Below are 14,999 nucleotides of genomic sequence, written 5' to 3'. Positions count from 1 at the left end.
TGGAGGGACAGTGACCATGACAGATGCATCCATCGGAACGCCGGAACAGCTCCGCGATCCCAACTATACCCCGCCGCTTCACAAGGCGGTGCCGCTTGGCATCCAGCACGTGCTGGCGATGTTCGTATCCAACGTGACCCCGGCGATCATCGTCTGCGGTGCGGCGGGGTTCGGCTTTGGCTCGAACAGCGCCGACTTCCCCCAGATGATCTACATGATCCAGATGTCGATGTTCTTTGCCGGGATCGCGACACTGTTTCAGTCCATCGGCATCGGGCCGGTCGGCGCGCGTCTGCCGATCGTTCAGGGCACGAGCTTTGCCTTCATCCCGATCATGATCCCGCTGGTGGCGGGCAAGGGCGTCGAGGCGATTGCCGTGCTCATGGGCGGTATTCTGGTCGGCGGGCTGTTCCATGCGTTTCTGGGCCTCTTCATCGGCAAGCTTCGGTTCGCCCTGCCGCCGCTGGTCACCGGGCTGGTCGTGACGATGATCGGTCTGGCGCTGGTCAAGGTGGGCATTCAGTATGCGGCGGGCGGTGTCCCCGCCATCGGGACGGAGGAATACGGATCCGGCCTCAACTGGTTCATGGCGGGCTCCGTCATCGTGGTCACGCTTGGGCTGAAGTTCTTTGCCCGGGGCATGCTGTCGGTCTCGGCAGTGCTGATCGGGCTGCTGGCGGGCTATGTCATCGCCTTCATGCTGGGTCAGGTGAACCTGGGCAATGTGGGCCGCGCGGCGCCCTTTGCCCTGCCCAACCCGCTGCATTTCGGGCTGGAATTCTCTGTCGCGGCGGTGATCGGCTTCTGCGCGATGTCCTTCGTTTCGGCGGTCGAGACCGTGGGCGATGTCTCCGGGATCACCAAGGGCGGCGCGGGGCGCGAGGCGACCGACAAGGAAATTCAGGGCGCCACCTTTGCCGACGGGATCGGGACGGCGATTTCCGGCTTGTTCGGCGCGCTGCCCAACACCTCCTTCAGCCAGAACGTCGGCCTGATCGCCATGACTGGCGTAATGAGCCGGACCGTGGTGACGATCGGGGCGCTCTTTCTGATCCTCTGCGGTCTCGTGCCCAAGATCGGCGCGGTGATTTCCTCGATCCCGATCGAAGTGCTGGGCGGTGGCGTGATCGTCATGTTCGGCATGGTGGTCGCGGCGGGTATCTCCATGCTGTCGGACGTGACCTGGAACCGGCGCAACATGGTGATCTTTGCCATTGCCCTGTCGCTTGGTCTGGGTCTGCAGCTGGAGCCGGGCGCGTTGCAGTATCTGCCGGGCACGCTGAAGGTCCTGGCGACCTCTGGTATCCTGCCGGCGGCGATCATCGCGATCGTCCTGAACCTTGTCCTGCCGGAGGAGCTGTCGAACGAGTCGACGGAAGAGGTCTCCGGCGGCATGTCCGGGCACGGTCGTGGTTCGCTCGGCAAGGGCGACCCCGTCTGAGGGGACTTCGGCGCTTGTACGCCATGGACGGTGACAGAAAGCGGCCCTGGGGACGGGGCCGCTTTTCACCTGATTTCCTGTTCAGGGCAGAGGGGCGGGCGTTAGGCCCTACGCGGCAGAGCCATGTGCCGGTTCACGTCCTTGTAGAGGAGATAGCGGAACCGGCCCGGCCCGCCCGCGTAGCAGGCCTGTGGACAGAAGGCGCGCAACCACATGTAATCGCCCGCCTCGACCTCGACCCAGTCGTTGTTGAGGTTGTAGACGGCCTTGCCCTCCAGCACATAAAGCCCGTGTTCCATCACATGGGTTTCAAGGAAGGGGATCACGCCGCCGGGTTCGAACGTGACGATGGTCACATGCATGTCGTGCCGCAGATCCGCGGGGTCGACGAAACGGGTCGTGGCCCAACGTCCCTCCGTGCCGGGCATGGGGGTGGGGGTGATATCGTTCTCGTTCAGGACCAGCACATCCGGGGTGTCCAGCCCCTCGACCGGCTCATAGGCCTTGCGGATCCAGTGGAAGGTCAGAAGCTCGCCCCCGCGGTTGTGCAGCGTCCAGCCGGAGGAAGGCGGCAGATAGGCATATCCGCCCGGGGTCAGCTCATGGGTCTGATCATTAACGCTCAGGCTGGCGGTGCCGCCGGTGACAAAGAGCACGGCTTCGGCGTCCGGGTCCGGCTCCGCCCGGTCCGAGCCGCCGCCGGGTTGAACCTCCATGATGTATTGCGAAAACGTCTCGGCAAATCCGCTGAGCGGGCGGGCGATCACCCAGAGCCGCGTCTGATCCCAGAAGGGCAGGTAGCTGGTGACGATATCCCGCATCGTCCCCTTGGGGATCACGGCATAGGCTTCGGTAAAGATCGCGCGATCCGTGAGAAGCTGGTCCTGGCCCGGGTGTCCCCCACGCGGCGCGAAGTACTTGGTGCTCATGGATCGTCCTCGTGGCGGTACATTCATCATGTGAAATATGCGCTGCGGACCTGGGGCGGACCACCCGCAAAGACTCGACAGCTCTATTCGGAAAGTTTTGATAATCCCCGTCATCTGTGGGAGAATTCGACGAATGACGGGGGTGTTTGGAGGCATCAAACGGGGGGCATTCCTGAGCCGACGGGTGCTCCGGGTGCCTGTATGGTAACTCGCGGAAGAAAGTGGCTGGGGTGGTAGGATTCGAACCTACGGTACACGGTACCAAAAACCGCTGCCTTACCGCTTGGCTACACCCCAACGTGACGCGCTGATTACTCTGGACGAGAATGGGGTTCAAGCCCTTTCGCGGGAAAAAACGCCGACGGCTGTCGTGGCGTCGGGGGCGGGCTATTCCGTCGGGGCGTCGCGGGTCAGCAGGTCTTCGGCCACGCGGTCGCGGCGCTCCTCGTTGACGATGGCTTCCAGCTCCTGTTCGGCGGTGGCCTCGGTGTTGAGGACTTCTTCCGCAGGGACGGGGGCGGGTTTGACGGGCGTGACAGGCTGCCTGGGCTCTTTGTCGGGGGCGGAGGGTTCGGCGGCAGGTTGGCCGATCAGGCGGTAGGTGGGTTCGGGCATGTCGATCCCGGCCTCTGCCAGGGCCTTGATGGAGAGGCGGATCGCCTCCCCCCGGGCCGAGACGAGCGAGGTGGCGCGCTGGTCGATCCAGCCGATCAGGCGCAGGGTGACCGTGCTGTCGCCGATATGGTCGATCCAGGCGTCCGGCGCGGGCGACGCGAGGGTGAAGGGCAGGGCGGCCAGCGTGTCCTGCGCGACCTTGACGGCCAGGGCCATGTCGCCGCCGGGGTCGATGCCGATATCGAAGAGGAACCGGCGTTCGGCGTTCATCGAATAGTTGACGATGCGGCTTTTGAAGACCGTGGAGTTGGGGATGCGGATGTGATTGCCGTCGTAGCTGAGCAGGATCGTGGCGCGGGAGGTCAGGCGGATGACCTTGCCCTCGTCGCCGTTGATCTCGACCGCGTCATTGGGGCGGAAGGGCTGGCGGATCGAGAGCATGACCGAGGCGATGAAGTTTTCCACCGTGTCCTTGACGGCGAAACCGATGGCGAGGCCGATGATCCCAGCCGCGCCCAGAATGGTGGAGAGCAGGGCCGTCGCCCCCAGGATATCGAGCGCCACGACAATCCCCGCCACGACGAAGGCGAGGCGAACGATCTGGCGCAGGATGTCGGCGATGAAGGCGTTCGGGGCCAGCCTGTCCCAGGGATGCCGCAGACGCGTAACCAGAAGGCCGAGAAGGACAACGATACAGAATGCGGCAAAGGCGATGGCAAGGAGGGGCAGCCAGGCGATGAAGTCGGACATCCGCTTTTCGAAGCGTTCCAGCGCGGGGTTCAGGCGACGGGCGACATCGGTGGTTTCCGTGACCTGGTTGCGGATGGCGACCACACCTTCGACCCGGCTGGCCAGATCGTTCAGGTTGGCGGCCAATGTTGCGTCGATCGTCGTGCCGCGCAGCGTCACGATGCCGGAGGAGACGGTGACTGTCACATCCTCATAGCCCTCCAGCTCCCATAGAATGTTCCGGATGCGTGTCGCGATCGCGGCATCCTGCTGCGCGCTGTCCGCGACAGAGATGGTGCCGGTCGGCTGATCGGTACTTTGGGCAAGGACGGGCGTGGTGAGGAACAGGCAGAGCAGGAGGAGAATGCGGAACATGGCGACGCCGAATTGATCAACTATTCCACGATCATAGGCGCGGTCCGGGTCAATTGCACGTGCTCAGTTTGTTCTGGAAGACGTCAATTTGCGACTGACACGCGTCGTGCCTGACAGACGGGCCGGCGTTCGGTGTCTTCGCTGAGGGGATCAGTCCCTGACCTCGTCCGCTTCGACCCCCCAGAGCGCGGATTTCGGGGCCCAGCCCTTGTAGCCCGCGACGGAGACGCGGCACCAGTCGGCGGTACACTGGTGCAGCCGGGCCACCACGCCCAGTTCCAGCTGTGCCGCGACCGGGCTCTTGCCGTTCGGGCGCAGGTGGATGTCCAGCATGTCCTTCTGAACCAGGGCGGAGCGGACGCCGGACAGAAGGGAATGGTGGATCCAGCCGCCGACCCCTTCGTGATCGACGACGCGGCGCCAATGGCCGAATTCGGCCGTGATCTGCAGCGGCATGTTGCGACGCATGAAGACCCAGTCGATCCGGTGCGTCATGCTGGGTCCGCGGCGGACGTAGCCCTTGGTCGCCTTCATCGAGACATACCGGGGCAGGGGCAGCCGTGTGACGGGGCCGAACTGCGGTTCCTCCGGTTGATCCTGGATGGTTTCGGCAACCGGTGTGACCTGGGCGTCGGCCTGAGGTTCGGTCTGCGCGGGGCCGGGCTCGGCGGGGGCGGCATCTTCGGCCGCCATGGCGGGTGCGATCGCTATCACGAGAGAAAGCGCCAGCGCGCTCAACCATTTCTGCTGCATGGCCCTGCCCAAATATGCCCCAAACTGTCCGGCGGTTCTTGTGCCGCCCGTATCTTTAAGTCACTTTGCCCGTAACATGCAGCCATGGGAAGCCGGAGGAGGCCCTGAATGTCAACTCGACGTCTGAGTGTTGTCGTTACGCGACGCCTGCCCGAACGGGTCGAAGCGAGAATGGCAGAACTTTTCGACGTGACGCTCGGCCCCGAAGACCGGCCGATGACGCGGGGCGAACTGACCGAGGCCATTCGCACGGCCGATGTTCTGGTGCCGAATTTGCGCGACCGGATCGACACCGGGTTGCTGGCTCAGGCCGGACCGAACCTGCGGCTGATTGCCAATTACGGGGCCGGGGTGGACCATATCGACGTGGCGACCTGCCGCCAACGTGGAATCCTTGTCTCCAATACGCCGGGGGTGGTGACGGACGATACGGCAGACATGACCATGGCGCTCATTCTGGCGGTGACGCGGCGCATTCCCGAAGGTCTGGCAATGATGCAGGGTGAACGGTTCGAAGGCTGGAGCCCGAATAGCCTGCTGGGCGGCCGGATCGCCGGGCGACGTCTGGGAATCCTTGGCATGGGCCGGATCGGTCAGGCGGTGGCGCGTCGTGCCACGGCCTTTGGCATGCAGGTGCATTATCACAACCGTCGCCGGTTGCGCGAGGAGACGGAGCAGGAGCTGGGCGCGACCTATTGGGAAAGTCTGGACCAGATGGTGGCGCGGATGGATGTGCTGTCGATCAACTGTCCGCATACCCCGTCGACCTATCATCTGCTCAATGCCCGGCGGCTCAAGCTGATGAAACCGGATGCGGTGATCGTGAACACCTCCCGGGGTGAGGTGATCGACGAAAGCGCGCTGGCGCGGATGCTCAAGGCCGGGGACTTGGCCGGGGCGGGGCTGGACGTCTACGACCACGACGGCAGCGCGGCGACGGAGCTGCGGTCCCTGTCAAACGTGGTGCTTCTGCCGCACATGGGGTCGGCCACCCGCGAGGGGCGGGCCGAGATGGGCGAGAAGGTCATCATCAATATCAAGACCTTCGCCGATGGCCACCGCCCGCCGGACCAGGTCTTTCCCACAATGCTCTGACAATTTGAAGCACCACGTCTATCATTAACGTTTGGTTGGCGAATTGCTGCGACCCTTGGCGGTGACAGACGCCGTGCCGATTGGTGCGGGTTTCATCAGCCAGGAGGGATGAGTCATGTCGGATAGATCCGTTGCGGATGGCGTTGCCCCGGGGCCGCCCGGCGATGCCCCGGGAAGGGAGGAATTCCTGAACACCTTGGTCGGCTCCTTGGCCGAAACCATTGAAAACGTGGTCGGCATCGAAGATGCGGAGGCCTTCATCGGGATTGTCGGACGCCGCATGGGGCAATCCGAAACCGCGCGGATTCCCGGCGCGGGCACCACGGACCCTGCGCGCGTGGCGGAGCATCTGAAGGCGTTCAAGGCTAACATCGGCGGTGATTTCGTGATCGAGAGTGTCGAAGGCTCCCGCATCACCTTCACCAACAGCAAATGTCCCTTTGCCCGGCAGGCCTCCGGTCGGCCATCGCTATGCATGATGACAACCAATGTCTTTGGCCGGGTGGCTGCGGATGCCACCGGATATGCGCGCGTCAATGTGGAGGAGGCCCTGGCGCGGGGGGATCACAGATGCCGCGTGACAGTCGATCTGGAATGGGATGGCGCAGGGGATGGCAAGGAATTCTACGGCTGATCTGCCCGAGTTCGTGCGGGGCGTGGCGTCCGTGCTCGCCCTTTTGCCCGGGATCGCCTTGCTATGCGATGCGCGAGGCCAGATCGTATTCGGCAACGAGCGATACCGTGCAGAGGGGGGAACTGTGGATGGCACCCCCGACACTGCGTTGCCGACAGTGCCGGAGCCGGTCCTGAAGGACGCCCTGGGCACGGATCAACCTGCCTATCATTCGCTGCTGCTTCCCTCCGGTCGGCGCACCGGCGTGTCCTGTCAACGCATCCTCGCGCCCGAGGGGGTGGGGACCTATGTCCTGATACGCGAAGAGGGGCGCCAGGCCGTCGTGGCCAAATTCGTTGCGGCGCAGGAAGGGCTGATGCGGTCGCGGATCGAACGGGACCGCGCCCGTGCCGCCGAACAACGCCACAAGGCCGAAGCCAGCCACTGGCGCATGATGTCCATGTCGGACCGGCTGACCGGGCTGCATAACGCGCAGGGGTTTCGGGACCGGGTGTCGGCGGCACTGCCTGTCCACGAGTGCGGGGTGCTGGTTTACGCGGATCTCAACGGCTTCAAGATGGTCAATGACTCGCTTGGCCATTCTGCCGGAGACGACCTGTTGCAGGATATCGGCCAGGCCCTTCAGGCGACGATCCGTGCCGGTGATATTGCCGGGCGGCTCGGGGGGGACGAGTTCGCGGTGTTCCTGCCCGATTGCCCGGCGGAGGAGTTGTCGAAGGTGGTGGCCCGGCTGCGCAAGGCGATGACCCGGCGCATTCCGGTGTCCCGCGGCGGTGGACACCCTGCACAGATCCTGTCGGTGACCCCGGCCCTGGGGACGGCGATCTACCCCGACGATCACGTCGGGCTGGAAGACCTGCTCCACCTGGCCGATGCGCGCATGTATGCGGAAAAATCCGCCGCCCGACAGCGACGCGGCGGGGCACGGGCCTAGCGGTTCGCGCCCGGCACCCAGAGGACATCCGCCGCGCCATTGTCGTTGGCGACGCGGCTGGCGACAAAGAACCAGTCGGACAGGCGGTTGAGGTATTTGACCGCCACGGGGTTGCAGTCTTCCTCCGCCATCAGGGCGACAGCGCAGCGTTCGGCGCGGCGCGATACCGTCCGGCAAAGGTGCAGATGCGCGGCCAGGGCGGAGCCGCCGGGCAGGATGAAGCTACGCAGCGGGGTCAGCGCGGCGTTCATCGCGTCAATCTCGGCCTCAAGCCGATCGACCTGGGAGGCGACCATACGCAGAGGGGGATATTCGGCCTCGGCGTCGGCGGCCATATTGGGGCGACACAGATCGGCGCCAAGGTCGAAGAGGTCGTTCTGGATGCGCGACAGGGCCGCGTCCATCTCGCCCTCGGCATGCAGCCGGGCGAGGCCGATGGTTGCGTTCGCCTCGTCCGCGGTGCCATAGGCCGTCACCCGCAGCGAAGGTTTGGGCACGCGGGTGCCATCGCCCAGGGCGGTGTCCCCGGCATCGCCGGAGCGGGTGTAGATCTTGGACAGGACGACCATGTCAGTTTCCTCCGCGAATGAAGACGAACAGCAGGATCAGGAGCACGGCAACAAACTGCGCGATGATCCGCAAGCGCATGATCTTGTTGGCGCGTTTGCCACCAGCGCCGACAGCGAAGCCGCCGATGCCGAACAGCAGGATGCCGGCCACACCGGCAACGGCCAGCGCCACGAGGATAAAGAGTGGGTCGTTCAACATGCGGGCCTCCGGCGTTGCTGCGACTGATCTAGGGCGGTGCGCGTCGGTATCGACCGACGTCCGGCGGCCCGTCGCTTTGCGGGACAAAGCAGACCGCGGTGGCGACTTCAACACCAGCCCCTCTACAGTCCCCGGACCCTAGCGGCGGCGGCGTCAAAAGCGAAGCGGCCATTTGCGCGCAGGGCTCACGCCTTGGCGAGGATCCAGTCCAGCACGCGCGTGGGCAGCAGCCGCCGGGCCACCTCCATTGCCTTGGTCGGGGTAGTGATCCGATAGCGGGCGCGGGGGCGGGGGGCGTTCAATGCCTCGACCAGGGCCGCCGTCGTCGCCTCGGGCGTGAGTTCGAACCGGTCGCGGCCCTTGGCATCGTAGAGCCGCGTGAGCAGCGAGGTCCGGTATTGCTCCGCCCGGGCGGAGGCCTGCCAATCGACGAATTGCTCGAAATAGCGGGCGCTGTTCTTGCGAAAATCGGATTGGATCGGGCCGGGTTCCAGCATGACGACGTGGATCGGCGTGTCGCGCATCTCGATCCGCAGCGTATCGGTCAGCCCCTCCAGCGCGAATTTCGACGCGATGTAGCTGGAGCGCCAGGGCGCGGCGACGAACCCCAGGACGGACGAACAGTTGATGATCCGCCCGTGCCCCTGTTTGCGCATCACCGCGATGGCGCGGCGGGTCAGTTCGTGCGGGCCGAAGAGATTGGTTTCGAAGATGAGGGAGAGGCCCTCGCGCGGGATGTCCTCACTCGCGCCGGGCAGGGCGATGGCGCCATTGTTGAACAGTGCGTCGAGGGTGCCGCCAGTGGCCGTCAGGACGTCGTCGAAGGCGGCGTTCAGGCTGGCGCTGTCGGTATAGTCGAGGTGCAGGCTTTCCAGCCCTTCCTCGCGCAGGCGCGCCACGTCCTCGGGCTTGCGGCAGGTGGCAAAGACGCGCCAGCCCTGCCCATGCAGGTGCCGCGCGGCGTGGAGGCCGATGCCGGAAGAACAGCCGGTGATGAGAATCGAGCGGGCAGTCACGCCTCGTTTAAGACCTTATTCGGCGGAGCTGACAAGGAAATCTGCCATCCAGCCGACCTGCCCGCTTTCTGCGACACGCAGTTTCAGCCAGCCGTTGCCGGGCTCATCCAGCACCTCGACCGCGTCGCCGCGCTGCAGTTGATCGACCACGGAGAAGCGGGTGCCGGGACCCTCGCGCATGTTGACGGAATTGCCCGTGACCTCGCGCAGATCGGTCGGGGTGGAGGCCGCGACATAGCTGCTCCCCTCCGTCTCGGTTGCGACGGCTTCGACGGGTTCATCCTTTTTCAGGACGTTGGCGAAGCTGGTCAGAACCGCAGGGTCGACTGCGGCCAGTTCTTCCTTTTCCGGCGCGCGCAGGTCGTATCTGGGCTGGGTATAGGCGGCGCGGGTCACCTCCGCCACCGTTTCCGTTGCGGCGGGATCCGGGCGCGGGGCCGCGCGGACCGCGGCGGTTTGAACCGACGGTTTCGCAGGGGTTTTCGCGGGTTCAGCTTGGGTCGGCGTATCGGTGACTCGGGCCGTGGGCGTGAAATCCGAACCGCCGCTCATCTCGTAAAAAGCCCATGCCAGAAAAGCAAACGTCAGAAAAATGAATGTGCGCATGGTCCGATCCGTAACTATGTCTATCGGGTTAACTCTGAATGTAACCAATTGGTTGCATCATACCTCGATTCGCTTTCCCGGGTGAGTAAGGAATACCGGTATATCGTATCTGTCGCCTTTACGGTGACAGGCCATCACGGTACACATCATCTATGAGCGATCTGATCGATGACCCCAACATGGATGGTGCCGAAACGACCGAGCCCTTGTCGCGGGCGATCGGTGACCGGTACCTGACCTATGCGCTTTCCACGATCATGCATCGGGCCCTGCCGGATGCACGGGATGGGCTGAAACCTGTACACCGTCGCATACTCTACGCCATGCGCGAGTTGCGGCTCGGCGCGGGCAGCCGGTTCCGCAAATCGTCGAAGATCTCCGGCGATGTGATGGGCAACTTCCACCCGCACGGAGACCAGGCGATCTATGACGCGATGGCCCGTCTGGCGCAGGATTTCAACGTCCGCTACCCGTTGGTCGACGGGCAGGGAAACTTTGGCAACATCGACGGCGACAACCCTGCCGCCAGCCGCTATACCGAGGCCCGGCTGACCGCCATCGCCGAGGCGATGATGGAGGGTCTGGCCGAGAACGCCGTCGACTTCCGCGACAACTACGACGGCACGCTGACCGAACCGGTCGTGCTGCCCTCCGCGATCCCGAACTTGCTGGCGAACGGCGCGTCGGGAATTGCCGTGGGGATGGCGACCAACATCCCGCCGCATAATATTGACGAGCTGTGCAACGCCGCGCTGCATCTGATCAAGACGCCGGATGCGCGGGACGAGACGCTGTTGAACTACGTGCCGGGGCCTGATTTTCCGACGGGCGGCATCATGGTCGAACCGCGCGAGAACGTTGCGGAGGCCTATCGCACCGGGCGCGGGTCGTTCCGCCTGCGCGCGAAATGGGAGGTCGAGGACCTGGGCCGGGGCCAGTGGCAGGTCGTGGTCACCGAGATCCCGTATCAGGTGCAGAAATCCAAGCTGATCGAGCGGATCGCCGATCTGATCCAGACCAAGAAGATCCCGATCCTCGCCGATATCCGGGACGAGAGCGCCGACGACATCCGCATGGTGCTGGAACCCAGGTCGCGCGCGGTCGATCCGGATGTTCTGATGAACATGCTGTTCCGCAACTCGGATCTTGAGGTCCGGTTCAGCCTGAACATGAATGTGCTGATCGACGGGGTCACGCCCAAGGTCTGTTCGTTGAAGGAGGTGCTGCGCGCCTTCCTCGACCACCGGCGCGAGGTGCTGTTGCGCCGGTCGACGCACCGGATGGAGAAGATCGACCATCGGTTGGAAGTGCTGGAAGGCTTCATCATCGCCTTCCTCAACCTCGACCGCGTGATCGACATTATCCGCTACGACGACGATCCCAAGGCGGCGCTCATGGCCGAGGACTGGTCGGTCAAGCGGGGCCGGGCGGCGGACGAGGCCTCCTATATCTCTCCGATCGGGCTGGATGCCGAGGGCGAGCTGTCCGAGGTGCAGGCCGAGGCGATCCTCAACATGCGGCTGCGCAGCTTGCGTCGGCTGGAGGAACTGGAGCTGATCCGCGAGCGCGACGCGCTGATGGAGGAACGCGCCGGGCTGGAGGACCTGCTGGAGAGCGAAGATCTGCAATGGTCGAGCATCGCCGAGCAGATCCGCGAGGTTCGCAAGACCTTTGGCGCCAAATCCGAAGGCGGCGCCCGACGCACCCTGATCGAGGAGGCGACGGAGGTCGAGGAGGTCCCGCTGGAAGCGATGATCGAGCGGGAGCCGATCACCGTTGTCTGTTCCAGGATGGGCTGGGTGCGTGGCATGAAGGGCCATGTCGATCTGGGCCAGGCGTTCAAGTTCAAGGACGGCGACGAGGGGCGTTTTGCCTTCCACGCGGAAACGACCGACCGGCTGCTTGTCTTTGGCACCAACGGGCGGTTCTACACCGTGTCGGCGGCCAACCTGCCCGGGGGGCGCGGGATGGGCGAACCGCTGCGCCTGATGGTCGACCTGCCGAACGAGGCGGACATTGTTGATATCCTGATCCACCGTCCGGGCAGCAAGCTGATCGTGGCCTCGTCGGCCGGGGACGGTTTTGTTGTGGCGGAGGATGAGGTTGTGGCGCAGACGCGCAGCGGCAAGCAGGTGCTGAACGTCCGCGATGACGTCACGGCGCTGGTCTGCAAGCGAGTCGAGGGCGATGCCGTCGCGGTGGTCGGCGAAAACCGCAAGCTGCTGGTTTTCGGCATGGATGAACTGCCGGAAATGGCGCGGGGCAAGGGCGTCCGGTTGCAGAAGTACAAGGATGGCGGCCTGTCGGATGTCACGACGCTGACCCTGGCGGAGGGGCTTTCCTGGCTCGACCCGGCCGGTCGACGGCGGCACGAGGCGGATCTGGCAGAGTGGATTGCCAAACGCGCCAGCGCTGGCCGGATGGCCCCGCGCGGGTTCCCGCGGGACAACAAGTTTACCTGACCACGGCCCCTGCGGGGCGGGTCAGGTGAAACCGCGGATGATCAGCACGACACCGCCCTGAGAGGCGCCGTCTTCCAGCACCGGAACGGGATGACTTTCGATGGTCAATGTCATGCCGTCATGCGTGCCGGTGGCCTCGCGCGGCTCTCCTGAAGTGAGGCTCTCGTCCGTCATTCGCTTGATATCGGCAAAGTCGAAACGGGGGCCGACCACGTCCAGCGTGCGGTTGATGTCATGTGACTGCATCTGGAAGCGCTGACCGATCAATTCGCTGAACCGCCGGATGCGCCCCTTGCGATCCAGAAAGATCACGCCGACCCGCAGCAGGTTCAGGACAAGATCCATGTTCGTGTTGAGGTCAGACAGTTCCTCGATCTTCAGTTCGTGTTCGGCGCTGACCGTCACCAGTTCCTCGTTGACGGCATGCAATTCCTCGTTGGAGCTCTGAAGTTCTTCGTTGGAGGCCTGCAACTCTTCATTCGAGGCCTGCAGTTCCTCGTTGGAAGCCTGAAGCTCTTCGCCACTGGCCTCCAGCCGTTCGGTGACCTGCTGCAGGGTTTCCTCGGTCAGGCGAAGGTCGCGCTCCAGCTCCGTTATGCGCTGTGACAGGATGACGGCATCGTCGCCCGCACCCGCGGGCGGCACGTCGTTGTCATTGGCGAGGGTCGGGGGCACCTGCTCGTCCAGCTTGATGCTGATCAGCAGGAAGCGCGGATTTTCCTGTTGCTCCAGCGGCTCGATCGTCAGATTGCACCATTTGGTCTGGTTCGCGCCAAACTCCACCTTCACCTTACGGGTGTAGCCCTCCATCGCGTTGCGGCGCAGCTTCTCCATCCCGACGTTGATCGCGAAATGCAGCGAGGGGTGGACGATGTCTTCGATTGTCCATTCCGCGAGGTTGTTGAGCGTGTCGATGAAGGCGCTGGCGGCCCCGAACCAGTTCAGCACGCGTCCATCGGCGGAGATCAGGATCGAGGAGGGCGCATAGCGTTTCAGCAGGGCGTTGTAGCTGCGGATCAACAGGTCGCGATTGCGCGGTTCGGTGTGATCCGTCGCGGCATATGGGTTGAACCGGGCCGGGGCGGTGACGGCCGGCGGGGGAGTGTCGTGCCGGGGCATGGTGCGGTGACGATCCGTCAACATCATCCGCTCTACCCCTTGGCGCTGCGAGGTCTTCTGGAATATCCGCCACCGCGCATTCACCGTGGCGAACTCATCGCCATAGGCCCCCAGGGTTTCCGACGGGCCCAGCAACAGGAACCCGTCCTTGCGCAGCCCGAACATGAACATGGAGATCATGCGCGTCCGGGGCTCACTGTTGAGGTAGATCAGCAGGTTGCGGCAGGAGATGAGGTCCAGATGCATGAAGGGCGGGTCGGCCAGCGCATCATGGACCGAGAAGATCAGCTTTTGCCGCAGGGTGGGTTCGACGACGTATTGGTCCCGATGCTTGAGGAAGTACCGGGCGCGCAGGTCCGGGTCCATGCCGGAGAGGGACTGTTCGTCATATAGCCCGGTCGACGCCCGGTCGATGGAGCGGCGGTGGACATCGGTGGCGATGATGCGAAAGCGGCGATCTGATCCGGCGGCGCGGATCGCCTCGCTGAGCTCGATGGCGATTGTATAGGCTTCCTCGCCGCTGGCGCAGGCGGGGACCCAGACCCGGATCGGGACGTCATCGTCCTTTTCCCGGACCAGACGATCGAGGACTGAGGTGCGCAGTGTCTCGATGGCTTCCGGGTTGCGGTAGAACTGTGTGACGCCGATCAGCAGGTCTTCGTACAACTCGTCCAGTGCTGCCGGGTTGGCCAGAAGCAACTGGCGGTATTCCTCGACGTTACGGAAGCCGTGCAACTCCTGCCGCCGGGAAATGCGGCGCTGCACGAGGTCGGGCTTGTAGGCGCTGAAATCCAGGTTGGTGTGCTGCTTTAGTAGGCTCTGGATTTCCTCGGACATCTTCGTGGCGTCGAACGCTCTGTCCGGCGGGTCCGATTTACCGTGGTTGAGGAAATCCGCGATGGCCTTCGGCATGTCTTTGGCCGAAAGGATCCGATCCACGGCCCCGGTCTTGAGCGCGGCCTGCGGCATCGAGGCGAAGTCGGCCTCGGCCGGGGTCTGGACAAAGACCGCCGCCCCTTCGCCGTGGACGGCGGCGCATCCCCGCGCCCCGTCGGAGCCGGACCCGGAGAGGATGATCGCCACGGTCTGCGCGGGTGTCCGCCCACGGATCGAGTTCACGAAATAGTCGATCGGCAGATGCGGCAGCGCGTCCGGATCGTCATAGGCGCGGGTGCGGAAAGTGTCGCCGTCCAGGCGCACGAATTCACTGGGTTTGTTCAGGTAGATCGTGTTCCGCTCGATCTGCAGGCCATCGGCAACATGCTGAATTCGCAAGTGCGATTTGCGTTCGAGAATGGACTTCATCATCGACCGGTAATCCGGCGACAGATGCTGGATCACGACAAAACACCAACCGGCGTCGGCTGGCGCCGCGTCGAAGAATTCTTCCAAGGGTTCCAACCCGCCTGCCGATGCGCCGAGGGCGATAAGCGGAATTATGTCGCCACTGCCTGTTTCTTCGGTATTCATGTGCCGATGCCGATTATTATTGGAATGTGATCATGATATTGTCATTACCCATG

General features: G+C 64.1%; 13 protein-coding genes and 1 tRNA gene. 5 read left to right on the top strand and 9 right to left on the bottom strand.

Going from position 1 to position 14,999, the window contains the following annotated elements; translation table 11 throughout:
* The first annotated feature begins 16 nt into the window (after window positions 1-16).
* The gene (locus ACFC2Y_RS09580; protein ID WP_375174718.1) at window positions 17-1,441 is read left to right on the top strand and encodes a uracil-xanthine permease family protein; all 1,425 of its coding nucleotides are present in this window, start codon (window positions 17-19) and stop codon (window positions 1,439-1,441) included.
* Between the two features lie 101 nt (window positions 1,442-1,542).
* Here ACFC2Y_RS09580 and ACFC2Y_RS09575 read toward each other — a convergent pair whose 3' ends face one another.
* The 4 genes from ACFC2Y_RS09575 to ACFC2Y_RS09560 all read right to left on the bottom strand — a co-directional run bounded on the left by ACFC2Y_RS09575 (window position 1,543) and on the right by ACFC2Y_RS09560 (window position 4,842).
* The gene (locus tag ACFC2Y_RS09575) at window positions 1,543-2,370 is read right to left on the bottom strand and encodes a bifunctional allantoicase/(S)-ureidoglycine aminohydrolase (protein WP_375174719.1); all 828 of its coding nucleotides are present in this window, start codon (window positions 2,368-2,370) and stop codon (window positions 1,543-1,545) included.
* 222 nt (window positions 2,371-2,592) lie between these two features.
* Window positions 2,593-2,667 (bottom strand) — tRNA-Gln (locus ACFC2Y_RS09570).
* 90 nt (window positions 2,668-2,757) lie between these two features.
* On the bottom strand, window positions 2,758-4,089 hold the full coding sequence (locus ACFC2Y_RS09565; RefSeq protein WP_375174720.1) for a mechanosensitive ion channel domain-containing protein: 1,332 nt from the start codon (window positions 4,087-4,089) through the stop codon (window positions 2,758-2,760).
* A gap of 150 nt (window positions 4,090-4,239) precedes the next feature.
* Window positions 4,240-4,842: an SH3 domain-containing protein gene (locus ACFC2Y_RS09560; RefSeq protein ID WP_375174721.1), complete on the bottom strand. Its 603-nt coding sequence runs from the start codon at window positions 4,840-4,842 to the stop codon at window positions 4,240-4,242.
* Window positions 4,843-4,950: 108 nt separating this feature from the next.
* Here ACFC2Y_RS09560 and ACFC2Y_RS09555 point away from each other — a divergent pair, with 108 nt between their 5' ends.
* The 3 genes from ACFC2Y_RS09555 (at window position 4,951) to ACFC2Y_RS09545 (ending at window position 7,505) form a co-directional block, all read left to right on the top strand.
* The gene (locus ACFC2Y_RS09555) at window positions 4,951-5,937 is read left to right on the top strand and encodes a 2-hydroxyacid dehydrogenase (protein ID WP_375174722.1); all 987 of its coding nucleotides are present in this window, start codon (window positions 4,951-4,953) and stop codon (window positions 5,935-5,937) included.
* 115 nt (window positions 5,938-6,052) lie between these two features.
* Window positions 6,053-6,571, top strand: coding sequence for a methanogen output domain 1-containing protein (locus ACFC2Y_RS09550; RefSeq protein ID WP_375174723.1), 519 nt, complete (start codon window positions 6,053-6,055; stop codon window positions 6,569-6,571).
* Window positions 6,572-6,695: 124 nt separating this feature from the next.
* Entirely contained in the window at window positions 6,696-7,505 is an 810-nt protein-coding gene (locus ACFC2Y_RS09545) for a GGDEF domain-containing protein (RefSeq protein WP_375174724.1), read from the top strand.
* Here the strand turns inward: ACFC2Y_RS09545 and ACFC2Y_RS09540 are convergent.
* From ACFC2Y_RS09540 to ACFC2Y_RS09525, 4 genes are all read right to left on the bottom strand, one after another.
* Window positions 7,502-8,074, bottom strand: coding sequence for a cob(I)yrinic acid a,c-diamide adenosyltransferase (locus tag ACFC2Y_RS09540; RefSeq protein WP_375174725.1), 573 nt, complete (start codon window positions 8,072-8,074; stop codon window positions 7,502-7,504). The two genes, ACFC2Y_RS09545 and ACFC2Y_RS09540, sit on opposite strands and share 4 nt — an antisense overlap.
* Before the next feature lies 1 nt (window position 8,075).
* Window positions 8,076-8,273, bottom strand: a complete 198-nt coding sequence (locus ACFC2Y_RS09535; RefSeq protein ID WP_375174726.1) for a twin transmembrane helix small protein — start codon at window positions 8,271-8,273, stop codon at window positions 8,076-8,078.
* Between the two features lie 185 nt (window positions 8,274-8,458).
* A complete protein-coding gene (locus tag ACFC2Y_RS09530) occupies window positions 8,459-9,289 on the bottom strand; it encodes an SDR family NAD(P)-dependent oxidoreductase (protein WP_375174727.1) in 831 nt (276 codons plus the stop codon).
* A gap of 15 nt (window positions 9,290-9,304) precedes the next feature.
* Window positions 9,305-9,895: an SH3 domain-containing protein gene (locus tag ACFC2Y_RS09525; RefSeq protein ID WP_375174728.1), complete on the bottom strand. Its 591-nt coding sequence runs from the start codon at window positions 9,893-9,895 to the stop codon at window positions 9,305-9,307.
* Window positions 9,896-10,047: 152 nt separating this feature from the next.
* Between ACFC2Y_RS09525 and ACFC2Y_RS09520 the strand changes: the two genes are divergently transcribed.
* Window positions 10,048-12,357 (top strand): DNA topoisomerase IV subunit A, encoded by a 2,310-nt coding sequence (locus ACFC2Y_RS09520; RefSeq protein WP_375174729.1) that lies wholly within the window; start codon window positions 10,048-10,050, stop codon window positions 12,355-12,357.
* Between the two features lie 21 nt (window positions 12,358-12,378).
* On the opposite strand, the gene ACFC2Y_RS09515 is transcribed toward ACFC2Y_RS09520, so the two are convergent.
* A complete protein-coding gene (locus ACFC2Y_RS09515) occupies window positions 12,379-14,946 on the bottom strand; it encodes a CheR family methyltransferase (protein WP_375174730.1) in 2,568 nt (855 codons plus the stop codon).
* Window positions 14,947-14,999 lie beyond the last annotated feature (53 nt).

It is taken from the genome of Pseudooceanicola sp., assembly GCF_041987405.1.
In the GTDB taxonomy this organism is placed as follows: Bacteria; Pseudomonadota; Alphaproteobacteria; order Rhodobacterales; family Rhodobacteraceae; genus Pseudooceanicola.
This window is presented reverse-complemented; position numbering and strand designations above follow the sequence as displayed.

What these genes read in the sequence shown, in the direction of transcription:
- ACFC2Y_RS09535 (WP_375174726.1), bottom strand. Translation starts at nt 8,273, where the DNA reads ATGTTGAACGACCCACTCTTTATCCTCGTGGCGCTGGCCGTTGCCGGT.
- ACFC2Y_RS09525 (WP_375174728.1), bottom strand. Translation starts at nt 9,895, where the DNA reads ATGCGCACATTCATTTTTCTGACGTTTGCTTTTCTGGCATGGGCTTTT.
- ACFC2Y_RS09540 (WP_375174725.1), bottom strand. Translation starts at nt 8,074, where the DNA reads ATGGTCGTCCTGTCCAAGATCTACACCCGCTCCGGCGATGCCGGGGAC.
- ACFC2Y_RS09560 (WP_375174721.1), bottom strand. Translation starts at nt 4,842, where the DNA reads ATGCAGCAGAAATGGTTGAGCGCGCTGGCGCTTTCTCTCGTGATAGCG.
- ACFC2Y_RS09515 (WP_375174730.1), bottom strand. Translation starts at nt 14,946, where the DNA reads ATGAATACCGAAGAAACAGGCAGTGGCGACATAATTCCGCTTATCGCC.
- ACFC2Y_RS09565 (WP_375174720.1), bottom strand. Translation starts at nt 4,089, where the DNA reads ATGTTCCGCATTCTCCTCCTGCTCTGCCTGTTCCTCACCACGCCCGTC.
- ACFC2Y_RS09520 (WP_375174729.1), top strand. Translation starts at nt 10,048, where the DNA reads ATGAGCGATCTGATCGATGACCCCAACATGGATGGTGCCGAAACGACC.
- ACFC2Y_RS09580 (WP_375174718.1), top strand. Translation starts at nt 17, where the DNA reads ATGACAGATGCATCCATCGGAACGCCGGAACAGCTCCGCGATCCCAAC.
- ACFC2Y_RS09555 (WP_375174722.1), top strand. Translation starts at nt 4,951, where the DNA reads ATGTCAACTCGACGTCTGAGTGTTGTCGTTACGCGACGCCTGCCCGAA.
- ACFC2Y_RS09550 (WP_375174723.1), top strand. Translation starts at nt 6,053, where the DNA reads ATGTCGGATAGATCCGTTGCGGATGGCGTTGCCCCGGGGCCGCCCGGC.
- ACFC2Y_RS09575 (WP_375174719.1), bottom strand. Translation starts at nt 2,370, where the DNA reads ATGAGCACCAAGTACTTCGCGCCGCGTGGGGGACACCCGGGCCAGGAC.